The sequence below is a fragment of the Deinococcus rubellus genome (assembly GCF_025244745.1).
Lineage (GTDB): Bacteria > Deinococcota > Deinococci > Deinococcales > Deinococcaceae > Deinococcus > Deinococcus rubellus.
Genome location: NZ_CP104213.1, coordinates 969,309 through 994,496 on the forward strand (window position 1 = coordinate 969,309; position 25,188 = coordinate 994,496).

The 25,188-nt window shown below is 66.1% G+C and carries 20 protein-coding genes and 1 tRNA gene; 7 read left to right on the plus strand and 14 right to left on the minus strand.

Annotation, left to right across the window (positions count from 1 at the left end; all coding sequences use genetic code 11):
• Window positions 1-26: 26 nt before the first annotated feature.
• The 6 genes from N0D28_RS05140 to N0D28_RS05165 are packed head-to-tail and all read right to left on the minus strand — an operon-like array spanning window position 27 to window position 4,806.
• Window positions 27-293, minus strand: coding sequence for a hypothetical protein (locus N0D28_RS05140; protein WP_260561301.1), 267 nt, complete (start codon window positions 291-293; stop codon window positions 27-29).
• Complete coding sequence (locus N0D28_RS05145) at window positions 290-667, minus strand: hypothetical protein (protein ID WP_260561302.1); 378 nt, start codon at window positions 665-667, stop codon at window positions 290-292. Before N0D28_RS05145 ends, N0D28_RS05140 begins: the two co-directional genes overlap by 4 nt.
• Window positions 664-3,471 (minus strand): AICE element replication initiation protein, encoded by a 2,808-nt coding sequence (locus N0D28_RS05150; RefSeq protein ID WP_260561303.1) that lies wholly within the window; start codon window positions 3,469-3,471, stop codon window positions 664-666. Before N0D28_RS05150 ends, N0D28_RS05145 begins: the two co-directional genes overlap by 4 nt.
• Window positions 3,468-3,776, minus strand: a complete 309-nt coding sequence (locus N0D28_RS05155; RefSeq protein ID WP_260561304.1) for a hypothetical protein — start codon at window positions 3,774-3,776, stop codon at window positions 3,468-3,470. Before N0D28_RS05155 ends, N0D28_RS05150 begins: the two co-directional genes overlap by 4 nt.
• Entirely contained in the window at window positions 3,777-4,046 is a 270-nt protein-coding gene (locus tag N0D28_RS05160) for a hypothetical protein (RefSeq protein ID WP_260561305.1), read from the minus strand. It lies immediately after the preceding gene.
• 49 nt (window positions 4,047-4,095) lie between these two features.
• Complete coding sequence (locus tag N0D28_RS05165) at window positions 4,096-4,806, minus strand: hypothetical protein (protein WP_260561306.1); 711 nt, start codon at window positions 4,804-4,806, stop codon at window positions 4,096-4,098.
• A gap of 606 nt (window positions 4,807-5,412) precedes the next feature.
• Between N0D28_RS05165 and N0D28_RS05170 the strand changes: the two genes are divergently transcribed.
• The 3 genes from N0D28_RS05170 (at window position 5,413) to N0D28_RS05180 (ending at window position 7,876) form a co-directional block, all read left to right on the plus strand.
• Window positions 5,413-5,889, plus strand: a complete 477-nt coding sequence (locus tag N0D28_RS05170; protein ID WP_260561307.1) for an SHOCT domain-containing protein — start codon at window positions 5,413-5,415, stop codon at window positions 5,887-5,889.
• A gap of 68 nt (window positions 5,890-5,957) precedes the next feature.
• Window positions 5,958-6,629, plus strand: coding sequence for a response regulator (locus N0D28_RS05175; RefSeq protein ID WP_260561308.1), 672 nt, complete (start codon window positions 5,958-5,960; stop codon window positions 6,627-6,629).
• A 62-nt stretch (window positions 6,630-6,691) separates the two neighbouring features.
• A complete protein-coding gene (locus tag N0D28_RS05180; RefSeq protein WP_260561309.1) occupies window positions 6,692-7,876 on the plus strand; it encodes a sensor histidine kinase in 1,185 nt (394 codons plus the stop codon).
• A gap of 30 nt (window positions 7,877-7,906) precedes the next feature.
• On the opposite strand, the gene N0D28_RS05185 is transcribed toward N0D28_RS05180, so the two are convergent.
• The 4 genes from N0D28_RS05185 to N0D28_RS05200 all read right to left on the minus strand — a co-directional run bounded on the left by N0D28_RS05185 (window position 7,907) and on the right by N0D28_RS05200 (window position 13,962).
• Complete coding sequence (locus N0D28_RS05185) at window positions 7,907-9,079, minus strand: trans-sulfuration enzyme family protein (RefSeq protein WP_260561310.1); 1,173 nt, start codon at window positions 9,077-9,079, stop codon at window positions 7,907-7,909.
• 17 nt (window positions 9,080-9,096) lie between these two features.
• Window positions 9,097-9,879 (minus strand): glucose 1-dehydrogenase, encoded by a 783-nt coding sequence (locus tag N0D28_RS05190; protein WP_260561311.1) that lies wholly within the window; start codon window positions 9,877-9,879, stop codon window positions 9,097-9,099.
• A 120-nt stretch (window positions 9,880-9,999) separates the two neighbouring features.
• Window positions 10,000-10,785: a nitroreductase family protein gene (locus tag N0D28_RS05195; RefSeq protein ID WP_260561312.1), complete on the minus strand. Its 786-nt coding sequence runs from the start codon at window positions 10,783-10,785 to the stop codon at window positions 10,000-10,002.
• 81 nt (window positions 10,786-10,866) lie between these two features.
• The gene (locus N0D28_RS05200) at window positions 10,867-13,962 is read right to left on the minus strand and encodes a DEAD/DEAH box helicase (protein WP_260561313.1); all 3,096 of its coding nucleotides are present in this window, start codon (window positions 13,960-13,962) and stop codon (window positions 10,867-10,869) included.
• Between the two features lie 144 nt (window positions 13,963-14,106).
• Here N0D28_RS05200 and N0D28_RS05205 point away from each other — a divergent pair, with 144 nt between their 5' ends.
• Window positions 14,107-16,368: a vWA domain-containing protein gene (locus N0D28_RS05205; protein WP_260561314.1), complete on the plus strand. Its 2,262-nt coding sequence runs from the start codon at window positions 14,107-14,109 to the stop codon at window positions 16,366-16,368.
• Window positions 16,369-16,429: 61 nt separating this feature from the next.
• On the opposite strand, the gene tatA is transcribed toward N0D28_RS05205, so the two are convergent.
• The 4 genes from tatA to murJ all read right to left on the minus strand — a co-directional run bounded on the left by tatA (window position 16,430) and on the right by murJ (window position 21,021).
• Complete coding sequence (gene tatA / locus N0D28_RS05210; RefSeq protein WP_260561315.1) at window positions 16,430-16,750, minus strand: twin-arginine translocase TatA/TatE family subunit; 321 nt, start codon at window positions 16,748-16,750, stop codon at window positions 16,430-16,432.
• A gap of 206 nt (window positions 16,751-16,956) precedes the next feature.
• Window positions 16,957-18,873 (minus strand): serine/threonine-protein kinase, encoded by a 1,917-nt coding sequence (locus N0D28_RS05215; protein WP_260561316.1) that lies wholly within the window; start codon window positions 18,871-18,873, stop codon window positions 16,957-16,959.
• A 64-nt stretch (window positions 18,874-18,937) separates the two neighbouring features.
• On the minus strand, window positions 18,938-19,159 hold the full coding sequence (locus N0D28_RS05220) for a transcriptional regulator (RefSeq protein WP_260561317.1): 222 nt from the start codon (window positions 19,157-19,159) through the stop codon (window positions 18,938-18,940).
• Between the two features lie 263 nt (window positions 19,160-19,422).
• A complete protein-coding gene (gene murJ / locus N0D28_RS05225; RefSeq protein WP_260561318.1) occupies window positions 19,423-21,021 on the minus strand; it encodes a murein biosynthesis integral membrane protein MurJ in 1,599 nt (532 codons plus the stop codon).
• Between the two features lie 210 nt (window positions 21,022-21,231).
• On the opposite strand from murJ, the gene N0D28_RS05230 reads away from it, so the two are divergent.
• The 3 genes from N0D28_RS05230 (at window position 21,232) to secA (ending at window position 25,139) form a co-directional block, all read left to right on the plus strand.
• A tRNA-Ser gene (locus N0D28_RS05230) sits at window positions 21,232-21,321 on the plus strand.
• 98 nt (window positions 21,322-21,419) lie between these two features.
• Window positions 21,420-22,436: a tRNA (adenosine(37)-N6)-threonylcarbamoyltransferase complex transferase subunit TsaD gene (tsaD, locus tag N0D28_RS05235; protein ID WP_260561319.1), complete on the plus strand. Its 1,017-nt coding sequence runs from the start codon at window positions 21,420-21,422 to the stop codon at window positions 22,434-22,436.
• Window positions 22,437-22,538: 102 nt separating this feature from the next.
• Entirely contained in the window at window positions 22,539-25,139 is a 2,601-nt protein-coding gene (gene secA, locus N0D28_RS05240; RefSeq protein WP_260561320.1) for a preprotein translocase subunit SecA, read from the plus strand.
• Window positions 25,140-25,188 lie beyond the last annotated feature (49 nt).

The following is a 25,188-nucleotide window of genomic DNA, read 5'->3' on the forward strand; positions in this document are numbered from 1 at the left end:
TTCGCGCATGGGTGAAGCTATCTTCCTCACTCTCGCTGACCAGTGCGGCTCCTTTCACGCGCTGCCCGTTCCATGTCCCGCGCCATAACATCGAGGTACACCCAGGCCGCCCGCATCCCAGAGAGCGTCAGGTGCCCGTTCTTGAGGTAGCCCAGTGCAGCAGCCTGTACCAACGCAACTCCCATACGTGCAGGGCGCTGGGCGTAGGTCAGGGAGCGCAGCCGGAAGCGCTCTATACCCAGCGGCAGAGTGCGGGCGTAGGCTTGTAATACGGCCCACTGCAAGCCGGTCACAGGTTTACTGCCGCGCGCGCCTCTTCCAGCCGCTGGAGGATATGCGCCCGGTCACGGGGCCAGCACTCAGCCCAGGCCAGCACGTAGCCCGCCAGATCGGTGACGAGGCCGCTTGCCAGCTTGACTGCGCCTCTGGGCGACTGGCCCGCCCGTGCCACGTCGACCAAGGCGGCCAAGTGGCCGGGCAGAGGTTCGGCACCTGGCAGCGCAGGCGGCTGAAGGTCACAGATCAGGGCGTCACGGTGCAGGCGAAGTGCGGCCATCAGATCCGCCGGGGGCTGCTGCTGGGCGTTGACCTTCAGCCGCCCCTCAGATGTCAGCGTCAGGCTGACACCGTACTGGCTCAGGGCGTGCCGCAACTCAGGCAGGGTCATAGCTCCTCACCGTCCCAACTCGGCTCCACGTTCGCCCTATCTCCAAGAGAAGGCGCTGAACGTGCATCACCTACACCACCTACACTCACGCCGTGCTGGACGGCGTTTTCTAGGTGTACTTCGCTCGTTTCAATGTACACACCAGCGGGTCCAATGTTCACACCCGGTTCTGGCGTGTGTACATTGGCGGCCCCGTGTGTACGTTGCTTTTCCCCAAGTACACCCACGTTTTTGTCGTCTGGGCGCGGGTCGGTGTACGTTGTGCAGGTGGTGAAGGTTGATTCCAGTTCTTTAGCGAGGCGGTAGCGTTCGCCATCCCGCGAGCGGCCTTCCGGCGTGACCATGTAGCCGGTTTTGCTCAGGGCCGGGGCCAGTCGCCGCAGACTGCCGCCCAGCGCGCGGGGTGTCCGGGGCCAGCTCTGCGGGGGCCGGTGGTCGTCCGGGTAGCCTTCCTGCTCATTGAGGGTCAGCAGCAGCGCCTTGACCGTACCCAGCCATTCAGCGCCGTCATCCACCAGGGCGCGCAGGGCTTCGGCCACCGGCTCTCCGTCAAGTACCGTGCCCGCCGCCTCACTCTGCATCTGCCCGTAGGCAGCCAGGAATGCACCCGGCTCCCAGGGCAGGGCACTTTCGGCAGCCACGATCAGCCGGGCGAAGTCGGCGAGGCGCGGGGCGTGTTCCAGGTGGGTGCTGTCCAGATGCCGCAGCCCTTCGGCCAGCGCCGTGAGCAACGCGCCCAGCAGCCGGGGCCGTGCCCGCTCGTACCTGGCCCAGAACACCTTCTCCGGGGTGCGCTTGTGGGGGGCAATTCGGTAGAGGGTCACGGTCAGCGCCCGCTCTGCCAAATCGGGCCGGGCCAGCAGATCAGGAATCCCGTTCACGATCACGGGCCGCACCGCCTTCAGAATCGTCTCTTCCCCGTCGCTGTAGAGGGTGCGGGCCGTGAACGCGCCGCCCGTCGAGAGGACGCACAGCGCGTCACTCAGGCAGCCGGGAATGCTGGAGATATTGTCGTAACTCAGCACATGGGCGGCCAGCGCCGCAATAAATAGATCACGTTCCTCTTTCGGAGTACGCCGCCGGTCAGCCTCGTGCGGATCGAGCAGGTTACGGGCGACGGAAGCCGCCGTACTCTTGCCGGTGCCTTGCTCCCCGCTCAGGGCCAGGACGGGGTAGGGCGACAGGCCCGACACCGCGCCCAGCAGCCACGCGACCACCATCACGAAGCCCCGGTCATCGGTGTTCAGAAACTCGCGCAGCTCGCCCAGGTTCCCGCCGTTTTCTGGGGTGGGCAGAGGGAGCAGCCCGCCGGGGCGCGTGAAGCGCACCGGGCAGTCATGGGGGCCAATGATCTTCCAGTACCCGCGCCCAACTTCCACCGCCTTCCAGTCGGGCCTGCCCAGATCCAGGTAGGTGCAGCCGTCCAGATGCGTGACCCTCACCGCCGTCCGATGTTCTGGGCCTTCACGCCGCGCCAGGGCTTGCATCAGCGCCACCGCTTCCCCTTGAGCCTGGGCATTGAGGGCGCGCTGCTCGCGGGCATAGTAGAGGGCTTGCAGGTAGTCGCGCGCGGGCGTCGAGGGCAGGCGGTAGTGTTCCCGGTGCCCGCTGGTGGTGGCTGTCAGGTAAGCGGCCCCGCCTTGGTCGTGCCAGAGTTCCGCCCCGTCTGCCTTGACGTATTCCATGACCCGGCTGCTGGCTGAGGAGCGCTTCTCCTTGCCGTCCTCATTGTCTGGGCGTGCGGCTGCCCCTTCCGCTTGGGCCGCACTGCTGGCCGCCGTCGGTTCCCATACAGCGGCCCCGGCGATCAGATCGAGCAGCCGTGCGCCCAGCGCCGCCGGGCCATCCGATCCGGCCAAATCGCAAAAATCCCCGGACACCAGCGGGGCGAGTATTCGCACTTCCGCTGCGTCCGCCGCCCTTACCAGTGCGGCCACCCGTTCCAGACAGGCCGTGCCCGCGTCGTCCGGGTCGGCATACAGGTACACCGGGCGTCCGGCCACGCCTTCGAGGAAGGGTGTTCCACCGGCCCCGGCCATCCCCTGCACGTCCAGACCTAGCCCGACCACCTCAGCGGCCCGCGCCGCCGCCGCGCCGTTCAGCTCGCCTTCTACGATCAGCAGCGCTTTACCTTGTCCGTAGCCCGGCGAGCACCACGCGGGCGCACCATGCCCCCCGATCCGGTACACGTAGCGGGCCAGCCCTGCTGCCTGCAATTCTTCTGCCGTGCCGGTGTTCCTGACCTTGAGGCCGCAGGGCTGACCGTCCGGCCCGCGCACCATGAAGGCCAGGGCACCAGCCCACGCGAGCAGCCGCCCGTCCGGTGCCGTAAAGTCGCGCCGAATCTTGTTCGCGTCCAGCCAGCCCAGCAAGCCAAGTGCCGCCAGGTTGACGCCCGCCGGGTCGCTGGCCTGGATCGGGGCCAGCAGCGCAGCCGCCCGCCGCGCTTCCGCCAGCGGATCACGGGGCGCAGGGGCAGGCCGCGACTTCACCGAACCCTGGCCACTGAGTGACATGCCCGCGAGCTGGGCCAGCTTCTCCCGCGCCTGCTCATCGGAGTAGCCAAAGTGCAGCAGCAGATCGTATGCCGTGCCGCCTGCTTCGTCGCCGCCGTGCCGCTTCCACTTCCACGCGCCACCTTTCAGGTACACGCTGAAGGATTCATGGCGTTCCTCGCAGGCGGGGCGCGGGTCGCACATCTCGCCGCCGCGCTCACGGCTCAGGCGATGCACGGCCTCACCACCGGCAAGCTCGGCGATCAGGTCGGGTAGATTGACGTCTGCCTGAAGGTCGCGCAGCTTCATTGCGCTACCTCAAACACGTTGGCAATTGCCAGCCATGCCGTGATGCAGGCTTCATTGACCTGTGCTTCCTGGCGTAGCTCAGCAATCAGCCCAGCATCTTCATGACTGCCGGTGAAATCCCAAAGCAGCGCCCCAATCTCTTCAGCTAGTTTGGTGTTCTCTTCTCGAAGACGCTGAGAAAGTTGATAGCAGTCTGCGAGGGTGATGGGTATTCCGTTGGAATGCGGGAAACCCAGCACACTGCCTTCTGCTGAGCTGCCAGCAGCGCCCCCCTGCGCCGCCTCGCTGCCGTCACAGCGAGGCATTTAGTTTGCCGCCTTTGGGGTGAGCCAGTTTTGAATGACCGTCCGCGCGTCGGGCTGCTTGACCAATGCCCACAAATCCACTTGGTCGGCGCGAGCATGGGCTAGAAGGCGCTCGAGGTCGGCACGGTGCACCAGGCGGCGCGGCCCCCTTCCGGCACGGCCCGCCACAATGTGCGGCATCAGCTCTGCGAGCTGGGTTGCAAGGTCACGCCCGAATGAATACTCCTCGCGAAGGCCATTGATCCCTAACAGCGTCTGTGTGTTTGGCATGCTCAGAGCATCTGCCGGGGTGACCTTGTTGGGTGAAACTTGGTTTGTACTACGCCGGGTTTCGCCTTAAGCCGATGATTCGTGCTAGTGCATTTTTGCTAGTCCATAGAACTTTGTTGACGTTTTGCTCAGTGACAGACTCAATGCCTGCCGCATCTGTGCTGAGTACCCTTCCGCCGTCGGCTTGTCGACTAGATACGTCCCTGGTCTTGTGGTCAAGGTCGGCTATCTCTCGCCCGTTCAGCCCTTCCACCAACGCCCAAGTTAGCCAGATGAGATGCCTGTCGAGGGTTCGGCGTTGCATATACATAGGTGCGGCGCGCTTCTCGTACCACAAAGCAGTGAGATCCATATAGTTTTTAATCGTTTTGAGGAAATCTTCAGATCTTTGCATAAGCGGGTTGTATGTCGGCGGCTCAGGGAGAGAGTCCTCTTTATTTCCCTCATAACTTCGTTCGACAAAAACCCTCTCTTCTTGGGCCGTCTCTTTAACTGCTTTTGAAGGCGTGGTTTTAGCTTCAGGATGTGAAGCGCACTGCAAGGCTGCTTGTGCAAACCATTGTTTGAAGTCGTCAGTAATCTGGGATTCTGAGTCGAGGCCGATGCTGGCCCCCCAAGCGTTCAGAGCCACGCAAAGTTCTTCATGATTGAAGAGCTGCATAGCCATTGCACGAATGATCGTAGGCCGCTCTTTTTCTGGTCTAGAGTTCAAATAGATTTCACGCTCAAGTGCTTCGGCAATGTGGCGAATACTTTCCATCTTCGCCGGGTACCGGCGGGCTATCTCTTCCAAGAGACGCCACCGTAATGGCGCGGCTTGATTGTCTAGGGTCAGTAGCAGATTGCTCTGTTTCATACGCCTCTAAACGCCCAAGTGCTAAATTGGATGGGCCAGCCCGCCAGGTTCGGCCCGCTCCTACCGGGGCGGTTTTCTGTTTTAATTCTACCCGTTTCTAGCGTCTACAGCAGTGTTTAGCTGCCGTGACTTTTGGCGTAGTAATGGCGTAGTAGTGGCCCAAAACTGGGTATTTCTACAGGTTCCTGCTCTCGACTGTCAAACGCTAGAACACCGTGTCAGACGCGAGAAAGAGGCGGCGCTTAGAAACGCCCAGCAGCCCCTAGAAGCCGTGTCACGTCCTCCTAAGGGGCAGGCCACTGGTTCGATTCCAGTCGAGTGCACCACGTTCAGTACGGCAAATCCCCTACCCGAGTGGTGGGGGATTTTTGCTTCCGGTGCAGGAGCGGTGCAATGAATTCGTTCACACCCTGTTCACACGCCCTCCCCGCGCCGTTCACGTTCCCGGATCTACCTTGTCTTCAGGCGAAAGAGCGCACGCTGCGCCGCGCCGAACAAGGAGAAACGAACATGGATGTCATTATCAACAACCCCGCCAGCCAGTCCCAGTTCACCCAGCCGCAGGTGCAGTACGCCCCGGTCACCCAGACGCCCTCCGGCTACGGCCCCGGTTACAGCGAATACCGGGACCATCACGGCGGCCCCGGCTTTTTGCTGCCGCTGCTGCTCATCGGCGGCTTCCTCTTTTTTCGCAGCCGCAACAAGCGCCGCCGCCAGATGATGCGCCGCTGGCAGGGCGCGGGCGGCCCCGGCATGCCCGAAACCCAGCCGGGCACCCCCGACTTCGTGGACGACATCCGCGAGAACTTCAGGCGCGGCAGGCAGCGCTTCATGAGCGACGGGGCCATCGAGATCGCCCGCGAACGCTACGCCAGAGGCGAGATCAACGCGGATGAGTATCAGGCCATCGCCGGGGCGCTCAGCGGCGAACAGGCTTTCCGAAGCCGCGTCAACATGGACAAGAACACCCCACCCGACATCATCTGAAGTTCAAGTGCGCTCCGCTGGCGGCTGGGCACTTTTTGATGTGGCGGTGGGCCATAGTAGAGGCGAGCATGTCGGCCACCATCCTGATCGTAGAAGATGAAATCCGCCTCGGCGACATTCTGGAGCAGTATCTGCGCCGCGAGGGCTACCACACCGAGCGGGCCATGACCGGGCCGCGCGCGCTGGAACTGTGGCGGGCGGCGCGTCCGGCCCTGATGCTGCTCGACCTGATGCTGCCGGGCATGGACGGCCTGGAAGTGGCGCGGCGGGTGCGGGCCGAGTCCGAGTTGCCGATCATCATGCTGACTGCCCGTGACGAGGAAGTGGACCGGCTGGTGGGGCTGGGTATCGGGGCCGACGACTACGTGGTCAAGCCTTACAGCCCGCGCGAGGTGGTGGCGCGGGTGCGGGCGGTGCTGCGCCGCAGTCAGAGTGCTGCGCCCGCGTCGGCTGCGCTGCACGTCGGCGCGCTGACGGTGGACCCCGCCGCCTTCGAGGCCCGCTGCGGCGAGACGGTGCTCGACCTGACGGTGGCCGAACTCAGACTGCTCGCCTCGCTGGCCCAGGCGGCGGGCGCGGTCAGGTCGCGCCCGGAACTGCTCTTCGCGCTGGGCGGGCTGGAGCGCGGGACTGACGAGCGCACGGTGGACGCCCACGTCAAGAACCTGCGGCGCAAGCTCGGGAGTTGCGGCGAGAGTCTGGAAACGGTGCGCGGTGTCGGCTACCGGCTGAGGGCCTAGTGGAGCGGCGCAGGCGGCCCGGAGGTCGGCAGCACAGACGTCTGGAAAAGGGGGGACGCGGCGTGGGTCTGCGGCGGCGGCTGACCCGGGTGTTCGCGCTGCTGGCACTGTTCTCGGTGGTCCTGACTTCCATACTGACGGTGGGCGCGGCGGTTCGGACCATCAACACGATCATGCCTGAACTCGGTCTGAGCGGCTTGCCCGCGTGGTCCCGACCTTTTCATTTCGGGCTTCAGAGGGGTGATTCCGCAGACCAAACCCCGCCCAGCCCGCAGGAAACCGCCAATGCGCAGCGCTGGGGCGAGGTCAGCCGCGCGGCAGGAGCCGAATTGCGTCGCAGCGCCCTGACCGCCGCGCTGATCAGCTTCGTGGTCGCCTTTATTGCGGCGGCCACCGTCACCCGGCAGATCACCCGGCCCCTCTCGCGGCTGGCCGACGCGGCGCTGCGGCTGGAAGCGGGCGAGCGCGACGTGCAGTTGCCGGTGCCGCGCCGCCGGGATGAGGTGCGCGACCTCACCCTGACCTTCAATACCTTGACCACCAGTCTGGCCCGTCAGGAAGCCTGGCGCAGAAGCCTGATGGCCGACATCGCCCACGACCTACGGACTCCACTCTCGGTGCTCAGATCCGAGATTGAGGCCATGCAGGACGGCGTCAATCCCGCCGACGACGCTGGACTCTCGCGGCTGCACGGCGAAGTGCTGCTGCTCGCCCGGCTGGTCACCGACCTGCGAACGCTCAGCCTGGCCGAGAGCGGCGCGATGGACTTTCATCCGCAGCGCCTTGACGCCGCCGCTCTGCTCGGCGGGGTCGCCGCCGCATATGCGCCGCAGGCCCAGGCCGCCGCTGTGACCTTGCACCTGGACGCGCCCCAGCCGGTGCCGATCTACGCCGACCCGGACCGCCTGACCCTGGTGCTGCACAACCTGATCGGCAATGCCCTGCGCTACGCCGCGCCGGGTGAAGTGGACCTCAGCGCCGGGCGGCAAGGCGAGTGGGCTGTGCTGCAAGTCCGCGATCACGGGCCTGGTTTCCAGCCGGACGACCTGTCACGGGCCTTCGAGCGCTTCTTCCGGGCCGACGCCAGCCGCAGCCGCGACCCCGCCGGGCAGCGCGGCAGCGGCCTGGGACTGGCGATTGCCCGCGCCCTCACCGAAGCGCAGGGCGGGCAGATCGAGGCGCGCAATCATCCGCAGGGCGGAGCCGAGTTCACGGTGCGGCTGCCGTGTGGGGAGAGTGACGGGTAGCGACTTGACCGCGCCGTTTCCAGAAGTTGCCTACCCCAGTGCGCCCTCGAGGTCGCTGAGAATGTCGTTCACGTCCTCAATGCCGATCGAGATTCGCAGCAGCCCCGGCGTGATGCCCAGTCGGCGGCGTTCCTGCTCGCTCAGCGCCCGGTGCGAGGTGCCCCAGGGCCACGAGAGTGTGCTCTGCACGTCGGCCAGGCTTGGGGCCAGCGGAATTTTCCCGGCCAGCGCCTTGACGAAGCCTGGCGCGTCGTCGATGTCGGCGCTGAGCATGCCGCCGAAGCCGTGCGGGAAGAGTTCAGCGGCGCGCACGAACTGCGGGTGGCTGCTCAGGCCCGGATGGTAGACCCGGCTGACGCGCGGGTGGTTGGACAGTACGTCGGCCACCGCCTGGGCGTTGCCGGAGTGCGCCCGCATCCGCAGGCCCAGGGTTTTCAGGCCCTGCATGGTCATCCAGGCGTCGAAGGCGCTGATGGTACCGCCCAGCCGCAGCAGCCGGGTGCGGGCCAGGGCGATCAGGTCGGCCCGCCCGCAGGCGACGCCGCCGAAGGCCGTGCTGTGGCCGCTGAGGTACTTGCTGACCGAGTGGGTCACCAGATCGGCCCCGTGATCGGCGGGCCGGAACACAGCGGGGCTGGCGAAGGTGTTGTCCACGCTTAGCACCGCGCCGTGGCGGTGGGCAAGTTCGGCCAGCGCGGGCACGTCCGGCACGGTGAGCAGCGGGTTGGTCAGGCTTTCCACGTGAATGACCTTGGTGTTGGCCTTGATGGCGGCCTCGACCTCGTCCAGGTTACAGGCGTCCACGAAACTGGTCTCGATGCCCAGGCGCGGAAATTCCTCGGCCAGTAGCGCGTAGCTGACCCCATACACGCGGGCGTCGGTGATGATGTGGTCGCCTGCCTTGAGCACGCCCAGCAGCGCCGCTGAGATGGCCGCCATGCCGCTGGCCGCCACCAGCGCCGCCTCGGTGTTCTCCAGCACCGCCAGCGCCCGCTCCAGTGTGCCCGCATTGGGCGTGCCGTTGCGGTAATAGAAGCTGCTGGGCTGCCGCCCGCTCATGCTCTCTTCCAGCGCGTCCAGGTCGGGGTAGGCGTAGACCGTCGACTGGTAGATCGGCTCGGCCAGCGGAACGGAGGCGTTGGGGCGGGCTTCCTCGCCGGAGCGGGCGGCCAGGGTGGTCAGGTCGTAGTCGGAATGGGTCACCCCCCTAAGCTAGCGCCTCAGTCCAGCGTCTGAACACCGCCGCCGTTGACGAACAGCGTTTGCCCACTGACCCAGCTTGAAATGGGCGCGGCGAAATACAGCACTGCCCCGGCAATATCGTCCGGTTCGCCCAGGCGCTTGATCGGCGTGTGGGCCAGCATCCGCGCCTCGATCTCGGGTGTCAGGACCGTGGACAGGGCTTGGGTGCGGGTCGCGCCGGGGCCGACGGCGTTGATGCGGACCTCGGGGCCAAAATCCATCGCCAGGTTGGCCGTCATATGGTTGATGGCCGCCTTGGAGGAGGCGTAGGCGCTGATGTTGGCGCTGCGGTTGATGCTCGCCATCGAGGTGATGTTGACGACCGAGCCGTAGCCTGCCTCCTTCATGTGGGGCACGCACAGTTGCGCCAGTCGCCAGGCGCTGAACACATTGAGCGCGAAGACCTTTGCGAAGTCGTCCACGCTGATCTTGAAAGGATTTTCGCGTCCCGCCCCGCCGCCCCCGGCGTTGTTGACCAGGATGTGCAGGCCGCCCAGCTCAGCCACCGTGCGCTCCACGAGCGCTACCAGGTCTGCGTCGACGGTCACGTTGCAGGCCACCGCGATGGCCCGGCCCCCCTGCGCGGTGATCTCGGCGGCCACTGCCTGCGCGTCGGCCAGCTTGAGGTCGGCGATGGCCACCGCCGCTCCGGCCTGGGCCAGCGTCAGGCAACAGGCCCGGCCAATGCCGTTGCCCCCGCCGGTCACGACAGCCACCTTGCCGCTGAGGTCGAACAGATGCTGGATGAATTCAGATTGCATGTGGGCCTCCTCCGGCGGCGTGCAGAGGCCACCGATATCAGCCAACCCTAACACCGGCCCACATTGTTCTGGTGCCATTTCGCTCAAGGGAACGTCCCTTGTGTCCGATCTGTTTGGCCGCTACTCCCCGGCCCACAAGTTCTGCGCTTTCAGGACTTCTCGCAGCGCCACCTCGCGCTTCTCCATGCTGCCGCCCACGCCGAAGTAAGCGTTCAGGAGCCGCGCCCAGTCGCCGTCCTTGCCGGGCCTTGCGGCGATGGGATTCATCTGCGCGGTGGCGGCTGCGAGTTCGCCCGGCGTGCCGTCCTGGTAGGTGTTCTCATGAATGACCAGTGCGCGGGGCAGTCGGGGGCGGTGCGGGGTCTCTTCGGCGCTGCGGCCAATCGTCAGGGCGGCGAACGGTAAGACCATTTCCGGCAGCTTCAGCAACCCGACGATCTCGGCCAGTCCGTTCATCACGCCGCCGATCCAGCAGCCCTGGTAGCCCAGCATCTCAGCAGCCGTCAGCATGTTCTGGCCCGCCAGTACCGCGTCGCCAATGCCGAAGTGAACATCGATGGCGGGCGATTCCCCCGGTGTGTACCCGGCCACCTCAATCAGCTTGCGCACCCGCCGGGTGTCCAGACAGATGACGAAGCTCTCGGCAGCCGAGGCGATGTGGGCGTTGGTGGTCAGCTCGGCGACTTTCGCTTTGGTCTCGCCGGTCAGCCGCACGAACGAGTAGAGCTGGGCGGTGGCGTCGGTGGGCGCACGCTGGGCGGCGTACAGAATGGTGTCGAGGTGCTCTGCGGGCATGGCGTATGGCTGATACTGGCGCACGGTGCGGTGGGCGTCAAAAAAGGCGCGCACTTGCTCGGGCGTCTGCTGGCGGGTGGGTGGGGAAGTGGGGGGAGCAATCTGGGTCATGCCGAGGAGTCTACGGGGCGTCGGCCCCCGGCCAGGGTAGGCCTGGCTTCACTGTCACCTGGACCCCGGCTGGGCGACTCCTCAGTCCGGCTGACCTTCCTCAGCCGCGTCCGCGTCTTGCAGCGGGGCGAACAGGTTGTCCAGGTCCCTGGTGCTGAGTTGACTCGCGTCGCTCAGACCCGTGCCGAGGATGCCCTGCGAGAGCGCGGCCTTGCGAGACTGCATCTCCAGAATGCGCTCCTCGACGCTGCCTGCCGCGATCAGCTTGTAGACGAAGACGGGTTTGTCCTGCCCGATGCGGTAGGCCCGGTCTGTGGCCTGGTTCTCGGCGGCGGGGTTCCACCAGGGGTCGTAGTGGATGACTGTGTCGGCGGCTGTCAGGTTCAGGCCCACGCCGCCCGCCTTGAGACTGATCAGAAACACCGCTTTCTCGCCGCCCTGAAACGACTCGATCTGCGCGGCGCGGTTCTTGGTCTGCCCGGTCAGCTTGGCGTAGGGGAGAGCAAGCTCGCTCAGGGTGTCTTCCAGTAAGCCCAGCAGGCTGGCAAAGGCGCTGAAGATCAGCACCCGGCGGCCCTCCTCGACCATCTGCGGCAGATTGACCCGCAGCCAGTCGAGCTTGGCGTTGCTCCTGACCTTTCGGGCCGCGTCGAGCTTGACCAGCCTCGGATCGGTGACGGCCTGCCTGAGTTTGAGCAGTGCGTCCAGCACCGCGATGGTGCTGCGCGCCAGGCCACGCGCGGCGAGTTCCTCTCGCACTTTGTCCTGCATGGTCATCCGCACCGTCTCGTAGAGATCACGCTGGTCGTTCTCGAGCGAGAGGCGCACCGGAATCTCGGTCTTGGGCGGGAGTTCGCGGGCCACCTCGCTCTTCTCGCGCCTCAGGAGGAAGGGCCTCACGCGGGCGGCCAGCGCGGCTCTGCGGTGCAGATCGCCCTGCTTCTCGACAGGCGTGCGGTAGAGCTGCCCGAAGACTTTCTCGGAATAGAGCAGGCCCGGCATCAGGAAGTTGAACTGCGACCACAGCTCGCCCAGGTGGTTTTCCAGCGGCGTGCCGGTGAGGCACAGACGGTGACGCGCCCTCAGGCTGCCCGCCGCTTTGGTGGCTGCCGTGCGGGCGTTCTTGATGTTCTGCGCTTCGTCCAGGATGATCAGATGGTATTCGTGTGCTCCCAGCGCGTCCACGTCACGCGGCAGCAGGGGATAGGTGCTCAGCACCAGATCGAAGTCGGGAATACGCTCGAAGTCGGCCCTGCGCTGCGGGCCGTGCAGGGTCAGCACCCTCAGCTCCGGTGCGAAGCGGGCGGCCTCGCTACGCCAGTTGTCCAGCACTGAGGTCGGCGCGACGACCAGGCTGGGGCGGTCGGCGCGGCCTGCATTCTTCTCGGTCAGGAGGTGGGCCAGCGCCTGAACCGTCTTGCCCAGCCCCATATCGTCGGCCAGAATGCCGCCCAGATCGTACTCGCGCAGAAATTGTAGCCAGGCCAGGCCCTGGAGCTGGTAGGGCCGCAGCTCGGCCCGCAGGCCAGCCGGGGCGCTCACGGGCGCGATGCCGGAGAAGTCGCGCAGCCGCCGTCCGAGTGCCAGAAGCTGCTCCGCCCCGACCCAGCGTCCCCTGAGTGCTTCTTCGAGCTGTGAGAGCCGGGCCGCGTCGAGGAGCGGCAGCCGTAGGGGGCCTTCCGGCAACTCGCGCAGATTCAGCTCGACCAGCACGCCCAGAATGGTCTTGACCCGTCCGGCGGGCAGCGGCAACCTGCGGCCGTCCGGCAGGGCCGCGAACAGCAGTTCGTCGTCGGGTAGTGCGGCGAGGGCCTCGCTGCTGAGCAGGTCGCTGCGGGTGGCAATGAGATTCACCAGAATAGGCAACAGGCTCAGGCGCTCGCCGCCCACGATGACGCCCAGATCGAGCGTGAACCAGCCGCCGTCCTGCTCGGTTTCGCCGTACCAGTCCTCGATCTCGGCCAGGTGATAGGGAAACTCGGGGCCGATCTCCACCCGGATGCCTTTCTCTTCTAGGAACGGCAGTTGCTCACGCATGAAGGTGAGCCACTCGGACTCGCTGGCAAAGCCCAGCACGCTGGCGTCGGCACTGAACAGCAGTTTCTGGTTGGGCGGCAGCAGTTTGCCCAGCTTCTTCAGCCCGGCGCGGGTCAGGGCCTGGGTGGCGCGGCGCTCGGCCCCCAGGTCGCGGGCAGAGACCGTCAGAACACCGCTGCCATCCTCACCCAGCTCGAAGCGGGGCCGGGCCATCTGCCAGGGAGAATTGCCGTAGAGGTGCAGCAGTTCGGCCACGCCCTGCGGCTGCTTGCTGGGCATCGGGCCGTAGGCGTGCTTGCGCTGGGCGGACAGCGGTCGGTACCCCAGCCGCAGCAGGGCCTGATAGGGCTGCGCTGCCGAGCGGACCTCCACCGGGCGCGGCGCGGGCAACTGAGCGCCGAACTGCTCGCGGATGGCGCGGCCCAGCGCGTCGGCCTCCTGCGCCACCACCGGCGGGCTGCCCAGGAAGGCGCTCTCCAACTCGGCGGGCAGCGAGGTCACGATGCGGCCCAGTTGCTGCTCGCGGCGGTACCAGGGCGGCTCCACCGGCAGTACCTGCGCGCCCGGCGGAAGCTGCTGCACGGGCCGCTGCACGCCCTCGCTGTCAAACTGCCAGCCGAGTGTGTTGGTGAGGGCCGGGCCGGGCGAGAAGACCCCCAGGGTCTCTTCCCATAGGAGCCGTCCGCTGGCCAGCAGCGTGTCCAGAATCACGCTACCCAGCGGTGTGTCGTCCAGAAACAGCGCTTCCTCGCTGCCAATCAGGCCGCTGACGGCGCTGCTGGCCAGCAGGCGCAGGGCGGCGTGATCGCGACGGGCATAAATCGGCAGGTCGCGGGCGCTGCCGGAAAGGTCGTATCTGAGGGCGTAAGGCAATTTGAAGATGCTGCCCAGCCGGAAGTCTGCTCCCTCGCGCACCGCCCGGCGCACCTGCACGGCCAGCACCGCGCGGCCCCGGCGGTGGGGGTGCAGCCGCAGCACGAATACCAGGGTCTGAAGGTCCGCGTTGCCTGCGTCGTTCAGCCGCTGTCCGGTCTGCTCCAGCCAGCGCAGCAAGCTGCCCGACAGCGGCGCGGCCTGGGTCGAGAGCGGTAAGGGCCGGGAAGGGCCGGGAGGTTGTGTGGAAGCGGGCCGAGAGAGCATCCGGTCAGTATCGCCTACATCGGGGCTGCCGACCAAACCTTAGAAGTGTTAAGGTGGTCATTAAACTTACATTTGAGCTGTTCTCTGAGCTGTGCCTGGCCGCTGAACTCCGCCCCCACTCTGCAGTGTTCTGGAGGTCTCCTCATGCGCTCACGCTTCCTCGTTTCGCTGGCCCTCACGACGCTGACGCTGGGCCTCGGCCTGGCGCAGGCGCAGGTCGCCACCTCGGTTCAGCTCATCCTGGACGCCTCAGGCAGCATGTTCAGCCGCCTGCCGGACGGCCAGAGCCGTATCAACGTCGCCAAGGACGTGTTGCAGAGCTTCATTGCCGGGTTGCCGGACGACCCCGGTCTGAATGTGGGCCTGAGAATCTACGGCGCGCAGGTGGCCTCCGGTGCGGCGGCCTGCACCGACTCGGTCCTGGTGCTGCCGATGCAGGGCGTCAACCGGGCGGCCCTGCAAGCCCAGGTCGCCCAGACCCGGCCCAGGGGAGCCACCCCGATTGCCTACTCGCTTCAGCAGGCGGCGCTCGACTTTCCCAACGACGCCAGCAAGAAACTGATCGTGCTGGTCACCGACGGCCAGGAATCCTGTGGCGGCAAACTCGGCAGCGTGCTGGACGCCTTCAAGCAGCGCGGCATCGAGGTTGATCTGCGGATCATCGGCATCGACCTCAGCGACACGGCCAGGAAGAGTTTTGCGGGTATCGGCACCTTCGAGAACGTGCAGTCGGGCGCGCAACTCGCCTCGGCACTGGGCCGCGCCACCCAGCAGGTCGTCAAGCCGGTGTCGGCGCTGCTGCCGGTGACGGTTAAGCTGACCTCCGGCGGCGCTCCGCTCACGCTGGGGGCCAAAGTCAGCTTCCAGGCAGTATTGGGCGGCCCGGCCACGGCGCTCACGGCCAGCGGCGGCAGCTACGGCGGGTCGCTGATGCCGGGCCTCTACTCGGCGCAGGTGGAAAGCGCCGAATCGGGCACGCAGCAGTTCGGCGGCCTGAGCGTGGCCGTCGGTTCACCCAACGCCTTTACCTTCGAAGTCGGCAAGGTGGGGGCCGTCAAACTCGACGTGTCGCCCATCCCCCCAGTGGCGGGCGGCAAGGTGACCATCAATTTCTCGGCGGCCCCGGCGGGCGCGCGCAACTGGGTCACCATTGCCCAGAAGACCGACCCCGACAGCGCCTACCTCGATTACCAGTATGTGACGGGCGCGTCGGGCAGCCTGCAACTCACGGTGCCGGATGAGCAAATCGAGTACGAGGCCCGCTACCTGCTCGCCAACCCCGACGGCAGCACGCGGGTGGTGGGCCGCAGCGCACCGTTCACGCCCCAGCGGACGGCAACCAGCCTGGACGGCCCGGCCAGCGCGGTCGGCGGCAGCCAGATTCAGGTGAAGTGGACCGGTCCCAACAATGACCGCGACTACGTGACCGTTGTGCCCAAAGGGGCTGCCGAGGGCACTTACACCTCGTACTTCTACACCAAAGAGGCCAACCCTGGCAAGCTGGATGTGCCGCTCACGCCGGGCGACTACGAACTCAGATACTCCAGCGACAATTCTCCGCGTACCTTTGCCAGCCGCGCCCTTCAGGTGACGGCGGCCAGCTACGCCCTCGAAGTGCCGCAGACGGCCCCGGCGGGCAGCCAGATTCAGGTGAAGTGGACCGGCCCCAACAATGCGGGCAACTACGTGACCATCGTGCCTAAGGGAACGCCCGTCGGTGTCTACACCCAGTATTTCTACACCCGTGACGGCAACCCCCACGCGCTCCTGACGCCCTCGGCGGCGGGCGAGTATGAGGTGCGCTACTCCACCGAGGGGGTCAGCCCCAACCCCACGCTCGCCAGCGTGCCGATCACCCTGACGGCCAGCGCCTACAATCTCGATGCGCCCGCCACCGCTCCGGCAGGCAGCAAGCTCAGCATCAAGTGGACCGGGCCGAACAACCCCGGCAACTACGTGACCATCGTCAAGAAAGGCGATCCGGTGGGCACCTACACCCAGTACTTCTATACCAAGGGCGGCAACCCCGGCAGCCTCCAGACGCCGCCCGCGCCCGGCGAGTACGAACTGCGCTACTCCACCGAGGGCACCTCGCCCAACCCGACCCTGTTTACCCGGCCCATCACCCTGACCGCCAGCAGCTACAAGCTCGAAGCCCCCGCCAGCGGCCCGCACGGCGGCAGTGTGCAGATCAAGTGGACCGGGCCGAACAACCCTGGCGACTACGTGACCATCGTCAAGAAAGGCGATCCGGTGGGCACCTACACCCAGTACTTCTACACCCAGAGCGGCAACCCCGGCAGCCTGAGCCTGCCTGATCAGCCAGGCCAGTACGAGCTACGCTACTCCAGCGAGCAGACCAGCCCCAACCCGACGCTCTATAGCCTGCCCTTCACAGTGAAGTAAACCCTGGACATCAAAAAAGGGGCCAGCCAGATCGGCGCGGCCCCTTGTTGAGTTGAAGTGATCAGGCCTGGTGCGCCTCGCCTTCCTTGTGCAGGTTGACGGGAGCGGCCGCAACAGGATCAGTCACTGGCGCAACCGCGTTCACGACGGCGGCGGGTGCGGCAGGAGCCAGGATGGTCTGGGCGTTGGCGGCGGCGACCACCGGGGCACTCTCCTCCTTGAAGCTCCCTTCCAGCTCGTCCTTGAGGCCCTGGGTGCCCTTGCGGAACTCGCGAATGCCGTTGCCGAGGCTGCGGCCCAGGTCGGGAAGCTTCTTGGGGCCGAAGATCAGCAGGGCGGCCACCAGAATCAGGAGAATTTCGGGCATTCCTAGGTTGGGCATCAGGGGTCTCCTCCAGGTACAGGGGGGTTGGATCTCGTGTACGGTTGGGTCTACTCGTTTGAGTGAGACCGGGCGACTGTGCTCCAAATGAAATTTGGTTCCAGATGAAAGAGCGGCGTTTGCGCTGGGCGATTACACTGGGCGGCAGATCCGGAAGACTGTACATCCAGATATACGCGCTCCGGGGCCGCCTGGATGTGAGACGGTCAGCGGTAGGCCCGCAAAGTGCCGTCCATGAAGGCGACGTAAAGGCTGCCACCGTCGGCCAGTGGGGTGGCCTGCACGCCGCCGCTCTCGCGCTGCTGCCAGACGACCCGGCCCGTGTGCAGATTCAGCGCGCACAGTTCGCCCACCTCGGACGCCAGATAAACATGCGCGCCGCTGATGACCGGGCTGGCTGTGACCCGGCCTTCCAGCCGGTGCGCCCACACATCGTCGCCGCTTTCCAGGCTCAGCGCCCGCACCTGCCCACCCCAGCCCGCCACCACGACTGTCTCGCCCTGCACGGCTGGAGCGGCCCACACCTCGTCTTCGAGGTCGTAACTCCACAGCACCGCTTCCGGCGCGAGGCTGGCCCGCCCGCCCTTGATTTGCAGATGCAGGGCGTGGACCTCGCCTTTCCAGGTGGCGATGATCAGGGCCGCCTCGCCGCGCTGCCTGTGTCCGTTGCCCAGCGGCATCAGTGCGGGGGTAGCGTGGGTGACGCCCACTTCCACTTTCCAGAGCTGGGTGCCGCTCACGGCGTCCAGGGCGTGCAACCAGCCGTTCTCGTCGGCGATCAGGGCGGCCCCGCCCCAGATTAGCGGCGAGGCGGCAATCGGCCCGTCGGTGCGGTAGGCCCAGGCCAGTTCGCCGCTGCTGGCGTTGACGGCGTGCAGGTGGCCGTCACGCGAGGTGACCAGCACCCGCTCTCCCCACAGGGTCGGTGCGCCGGTCAGCTCGGCGCGGGTCTGGTGGGTCCACTGGGCCACGCCGTCCACGCTGGAGCGCCGCAGTGCGCCGTCCCACGCGCCGTAGATGACACTGTCGCCCAGCAGGGTCGCCGGGGCCGTCACCTCGTCGCCCGCTGGAAGGCTGGCGTGCAGGTCGCCGCTGCTGCTCACCAGCGCCAGGTGGCCGCTGCGGGTGCCGACGGCCAGCAGACCCTGGTGCGCCACCACTGCCGAGGGCCAGGTGACCTCGCCGGGCAGCGCCACCTTCCAGCGGGCGCGCAGTTCGGCGGGCCAGGCCGGACCACTGGCCTGCGCGCCGCTGCGGGTGCGTCCGCCCCGGTACTGGGCGGCGGCTCCGGCGCGGGCGTCGGCCCTGGCCTGCACCCACAAATCGGCCAACGCCTGCGCGCTGGGCGGGCGGTTCTCGGGTTTCTTGGCCAGCAGGTGCAGCAAGATCTCGGCCATGTGGTCGGGAATGGCCGGGTTGAGGACGCGCGGGTCAGGCACCTGCTCATAGACATGCTGAAACAAAACGCTCTGGTCGTTGTCGCCGACAAACGGCGGCGAGCCGCAGGCCACCCGGTAGAGCACTGCGCCCAGTGCATAGAGGTCGCTGCTCGGTCCCACGCCGCTGCCGCGCGCTTGTTCGGGGGCCATGTACTGCGGCGTGCCCAGCGTGACGCCGCTGCGGGTCAGGTGGCGGGTGTGCTCACTCATCGAGACCAGCCCGAAATCCATGATGCGCGGCAACCCGTCCTCGCCCAGCAGCACGTTGCCGGGCGTCAGGTCGCGGTGGACCAGCCCTTCCTGATGGATGTGACCCAGCGCGCTGGACACGAAGGCAGCGGCGTCGAGGAATCGCTCCAGGCTCTGCGGCGCGTCTTCCAGCGGCCCTAAAGAGCTGATTGGCCCGCCGGTCAGCAGCGGCATGGTGAAAAAATCGCGCCCGTCGTCCTGGCCCAGATCGTGAATGGCCACCACGCCAGGGTGCGAGAGCCGCGCCAGAATCCTGACTTCCCGCAAAAAGCGTTCGCGGTCAAGGAAATGCACCTGCTCGTGCAGCACCTTGAGGGCCACGTCGCGCCCCAGGTGCAAATCGGTGGCCCGGAACACCTGCGCGCTGCCGCCCTCGCCAATAGGTTCATGTAGCAGGTAGCGCCCGCTCAGGGTCCGGCCTCCGGTCAGCGGCATAGGGCCTGAGTGTAGCTTGCCCGGTGCGGGAGGTCAGCTTGTGTGCCCGGTTCAGCCGAGGAGGTCAGTCGTCTCGCAGGTTGTCGGCTTCCAGCAGGGCGCGGTACTCGTCGAACTGCTCGCCGTCGCCGAGTTCCTTGGCAATCTTCTCGATGGCCAACCGGACCACCTCACTTTTCGAGATGAGGCGCTCGGGGCTGGAGAGTTCATAGGCGGTTCTGGTCAGCAGCGCGTCCTGCTCCTCGCTGATCACCACTTGTAGCCGCTTGCGTTCCTTCTTGGGCATTTCTCTCCTGAGACAGAGCGGGGGGTGCCGGGGCCTGCTCAGCCCGCACGAATCCAGTTGAGCCTACCATGATCCTGCTCAGATGCTCAATATGCACAAAAGCCTACAGGTGAGTATGGTTGCGCCCTTCGGATCGACAACCCTGAGTCAAGCACGGCAAGTTGCCCGGTTGAGTTGAGCCAAATCAAAAATAAGGGGAAGCCACTTCAAGTTCAGCCTCCCCACCGCATTTCATGGACCCCGTACTGGCAGTGCTGAGCAGATCAGCGCCCCATTCGCCGTCGGACGCTGCTGATCAGCCCCCTGGCCTGGCCCACGTTGAGTGCCGCTGCCAGCCCCAGGTAGCTCAGCAGACCTGCGCCGCCCGCGAGTGCCAGCACCAGCACACTCAGCAGCAGTTGGCCGGGGCCGGGCGCGGGAAACGGCAGCGACACCAGCTTGGCCACGATCCCCGCGATGACGGCCAGTCCCACCACGCGGGCCAGATACGTCGCCAGCGGCGGCACCGAGAAGCTGAGTTGCCGTCCGTAGAGGTAGATCAGTGAGACGCCTACCCCCAGGCCCGAGATGGTCGTGGAGATGCCGAAGCCGATCAGGCCCCACCGGGGCACGATCAGGTTGTAGAGCAGCACTTCCAGCAGGAAACCCACCGCGCTGACCATCACCGCCTCGCGGGTGCGCTGCCGGGCATAGAAGGTCCTCAGCAGCACGGTGTTGATGGCCCAGGGCACCAGCGCCAGCGCCCAGCCGGTCAGGATCAGGGTGCCGGAAGTAAAGCGGTCGAGCGGCATGTTGCCGCGCAAGTCGAAGATGCCGATGGCGTAGCCGCCCAGCGCCACCAGCAGCGCGCTTGCCGGGGCGGCCAGAAAGGTCACGGTGCGCAGGGTGCTGTAGGTCAGCGCCTTGAAGGCGGTCCAGTCGGCGTCGGCGGCCAGTTGCGAGAAGCGCGGGAAGAGGGCCAGCGCCGGACTCACCACGAACAGCCCGTTGACCATCGTGAACAGGGTTTCGGCGTTACTGTAGGCGAAGGCGGTGCCCGGCGGAAAGTGGGCCGCGTTGGTCAGCAGCCGCTGCACATAGATGTTGAGAATCTGGCGTGCTCCAGTGGTCAGGGTGAAGGGAGCCATCTGCACCAGCACCCGCCCCAGCGCCGGGTGGGTCATCAGTTGCGGCGTGGGCAGTAGGCCGTATTTGCCCAGCGCTGGGAGCTGCACCAGCAGTTGCGCCAGCCCGCCCAGGAGCCAGCTGAGCGCCAGCCAGGTTGCCGAGTGCGGAAAGAGGACGGTGGCAACCAGCAAAATAACGATTGACACGGCGTTGAAGGCAATCGGCGCGAAGCTCGACTCGCGGAAATGCTCGTCGGCGTTGAGCAGGCCCATGGCAATCGAGGCCAGGCTGATCAGGGTCAGGAAGGGCATCATCAGCCGGGTCATGTAGACGGCCAGCCCAATGTCCACGTTGGCGTTGGTGGCGACCAGCAAACTGACGATCCAGGGCGCGGCCAGGATGCCCGCCACCATCAGGATCAGGTTCAGGCCGATCAGGGCACCGGAAAAGGCGCGGGCCAGCTGGCTTTTCTCGCCGGGAGAGAGCGATTTGTAGACCGGAATAAAAGAGTTGACCAGCGCGCCCTCGGCCAGCAGTTCACGAAACAGGTTGGGCACCCTCGAGGCGATGGTGAAGGCGTCGAGCAGTTCGTTGCCGAAGCCGTTGATGAGCTGCTGTCTCACCACGCCCGATAAGCGCGAGCCGAGCGTTCCAGCCATCACGATCAGGGTGTTGCGGGTGGCCGAGCGGGGCACCGGGGCAGGCGGAAGGGTGGCCTCGGAAGCGGGCGTGTCGGCGGTTTCGGGCGTCGTCATGGCTGCCGGTGGGGGCCGGAGAAGCGGGCCAGCAGCGAAAGGAGGCGGAGCATCCGTGTACTGTAGCGCCGCCGACTTTGACGCCGATGAATGGAGGAGGAGTGGGGGGCAGCGCCGCCGGGGTCGGCTCTTGAAGGCGCTGTGGGCGCGTGCTACACTTCGCCTCGCTCACGCGCAGACTTTGGGTAGGGCTTTTGTACGGGCGGCGCTGGAGAGGTGCCAGAGCGGTTGAATGGGTCAGTCTCGAAAACTGAAGTATGGGCAACTGTACCGTGGGTTCGAATCCCACCCTCTCCGCCAGACAGTAGTACAGGTCAGTGGGGCCGCGCCAGCGTTCAGGGTGCGGCCCCGGCCTTTTAAAAACAATTCGCGCCAACACCTCTGCTACACTGCCGCCCGTGAAAGCTGAGCCGCCGAACGAACCCCTGCTGATTCTGGGCATCGACACGTCCTGCGACGACACCGGCGTGGGCGTGGTGGCGCTGCAGCCCGGCGGGCAGGTGGAGGTGCGGGCCAACCGCATCTGGAGTCAGACGGTGCACGCGGCTTACGGCGGCGTGATGCCGGAACTCGCCAGCCGCGAACATGTGGAGCGCATCGACGCGGTGATGCAGGACGCACTGGAGGAAGCGGGCATCGGCGTGGCCGACCTCGGCGCGGTGGCGGCCACCTCCGGCCCCGGCCTGGTGGGGGCGCTGCTGGTGGGGTTGATGTACGGCAAGGGGCTGGCGCAGGGTCTGGGCATTCCGTTTTACGCCGCGCACCACCTGGAAGGCCACATCTTCGCAGCGGCAGGCGAAGCGGAATTGCAGCCGCCATATCTGGCGCTGGTGGTCTCCGGCGGTCATACCCATCTGTTCGACGTGGTGCGGGAAGGCGAGTACCGACTGATCGGCGCGACCCGTGACGATGCGGCGGGCGAGGCCTTCGACAAGATCGCCCGGCTCTCGGGTCTGGGCTATCCGGGCGGCCCGGCCATCGCGGAGGCGGCCAGGCGTGGCAATCCCAAGGGCGTCACGTTTAAGGAACCGATGACCGGCCAGAGCGGCTACGACTTCAGCTTCAGCGGCCTCAAGACGGCGGCCCTGCTGGCGCACCGCGCTGGAGCGGGCGGGGAAGACCTGGCGGCCAGCTTTCAGGCGGTGGCGGTCAAGCACCTGCTGAAAGTCACCTTGCGGGCGGCACACGATCTGGGCCGCCGGACGGTGGTGGTGTCGGGGGGGGTGGCGGCCAATCAGGCGTTGCGGGAAGCGTTCGGTGCGTCGGGCCTGCGGGCCGTTTTCCCTGGCAAGGGTCTCAACACCGACAACGGCGCGATGATCGCCCTGGCGGGGGCGGCGGCGATCCGGGCAGGCCGCGAGCCGGGCGGGCTGGCCGACGGGGCGACGGCGTATGCGCCGCTGGCAAACGTCTAACTCGGCCCCGATCTCTTGAGTCTGCCCCACTCAGATCGCTTGTGCCCTCTCCGCTAATATCCGCTTCACTCGCGCCGCGCCGTCAGGCTATACTCTGATGTCATGTTTCGTGTCCTCAACAAAATGTTCGATAACAACCAGCGCGATGTCGCGCGGCTCATCAAGACGGTGGTGCAGCCGGTCAATGCGCTGGAGGAAGAAACCCAGAAAATTGAGAACCTGGCCGAAGCCTTCATGGCCCTCAGAACGCGGGTCATCGAGGGCGGCGAGAGCCTCGACGACGTGATGGTGCCCGCCTTCGCTCTGATACGCGAGGCCAGCCGCCGCGCCATCGGCAAGCGCCACTACGATGTGCAGCTCATCGGCGGCGCGGCGCTGCACCAGGGCCGGATTGCCGAGATGCGCACCGGCGAGGGCAAGACCCTGGTGGCGACCCTGGCACTGGCCTTCAATGCGCTCGAGGGCAAGGGCGCGCACCTGGTCACCGTCAACGATTACCTGGTGCGGGTGGGGGCCGAGGAAATGGCCCTGCTTTACCGGGCGCTGGGCCTCACCGTGGGCGTCATTCAGCGCGATATGACCCCCACGCAGCGTCAGGCCGCCTACGGCTGCGATATCACCTACGTCACCAACTCCGAACTGGGCTTCGATTATCTGCGCGACAACATGTCGCAGGCCAGGGAGCAGCTGGTGCTGCGGGCCGCTACGCCGCTGCACTACGCCATCGTGGACGAGGTCGACAGCATTCTGGTGGACGAGGCGCGCACCCCGCTGATCATCTCGGGGGCCGCCGAGAAGGCCACCGATCAGTACTACGTGATGGCCAAACTGGTCAAGCGCCTGGTCAAGGGTGAGCCCGCCGACCCCGGCAAGCGCACCGAGCCGACCGGCGACTACACCGTGGACGAGAAGAGCAAGGGCGTGCACCTGACCGAGGGCGGCATTTCCAAGCTGGAGCGGCTTCTGTCCATTGACGACCTCTACAGCCCCGAGCAGATGGAAAAGGCCCACATGATCACCCAGGCGCTGCGGGCCAAGGACATGTACCAGAAAGACACCGACTACATCGTCAACGCCGAGGGTGAGGTGGTCATCATCGACGAGTTCACCGGGCGCAGCATGGCGGGCCGCCGCTACGGCGAGGGGCTGCATCAGGCGATTGAGGCCAAGGAAAACGTCAAGATCGAAAACGAGAATCAGACGCTGGCGACCATCACCTATCAGAACTTCTTCCGCTTATATAAGAAGTTCGCGGGCATGACCGGCACGGCCAAGACCGAGGAGAAGGAATTCCTCGACATCTACGGCTCCGACGTGCTGGTGGTGCCGACCAACCGGCCCGTCATCCGCACCGACGCCGACGACCTGATCTACCGCACCCGCCACGGCAAATTCGTGAACGTGGTCAACGAGGTCAAGGAGCTCTACCAGACTGAGCGCCCAATTCTGATCGGCACAGTGAGCATCGAAACGTCTGAACTGCTCTCGGAGATGCTCAAGGAAGCCGGGATTCCGCACAACGTCCTCAACGCCAAGTACGAGGCGCAGGAAGCCAGCATCGTGGCGCAGGCCGGGCGCAGCAAGCAGGTCACGATTGCCACCAACATGGCCGGGCGCGGCACCGACATCAAGCTGGGCGGCAACGCTGAATTTCTGCTGGGCGAGGCGCTGGAGCAGAATTTCGGCGTCAGCCGGTTCTCGCCGGAAGCCGAGAACTTCATGACGGCGATTGTTCGCAAAGACCCGCAGGTGCTGGAACTCGGCCGGGCGATTCCCGGCGTGACCGACGATTTCGTGCAGCAGGCCCAGCAACTTCAGGACGATATCGAGGCCGACCACATCAAGGTGCAGCAGCTCGGCGGCCTGCACATCATCGGCACCGAGCGCCACGAGTCGCGCCGCATCGACAACCAGTTGCGTGGACGTGCCGGGCGGCAGGGCGATCCCGGTTCCAGCCGGTTTTTCGTGTCATTTGAAGATGAACTGATGCGGCTGTTCGCCAATGACCGGGTGGTCGGCATGATGGACCGCCTCGGCATGGACGACACCCAGCCGATTGAGGCGCGGATGGTCACCGGGGCCATCGAGAAAGCCCAGGCCCGCGTCGAGGACCGCAACTTCTCGACCCGCAAGCAACTGCTGGAATTCGACAACGTGATGAGTAAGCAGCGCGAGACCGTCTACTCGCAGCGCCGCGAAGTGCTGCTGGGGCCGGACGAGGAAGTGGAAGAAAGCATCGAGGGTATGATCGCCGATTTCGTGGAAATGCAGCTGGCCGAGTTCGCGCCGCTGGAATCCGACCACGACGACTGGGACATGGAGGGCCTGCAAGCCGCCCTGCTCGACGCCGTGCCGCAGCTGGAGGGCTTTGACTTTGCCAGCATGCAGCAGCGCCCGCCCGAGGAAGCCCACCGCGCCCTGCTGGAAGCCACCGCCGACGCCTTTGACGCCCGCAAGGCCGAGATGGGCGCAGCGACCCTCAACCAGCTCTCGCGCTACGTGCTGCTGCAAGTGGTCGATCAGCACTGGAAGGAGCACCTGCACGGCATGGACGTGCTGAGGCAGGGCATCGGCCTGCGCGGCTACGGCCAGCGCGATCCGTTCACCGAGTACAAGTTTGAGGCCACCAACATGTTCAACGAGATGGTGGATACCCTCAAGGCCGAGGTCAGCAAGTTCATCTTCCGGATGCAGGCGGGCTGAAGCCAGCACACGGAGAGCAGCGCCAGCAGGTCAAGCGCCCCGAACACTT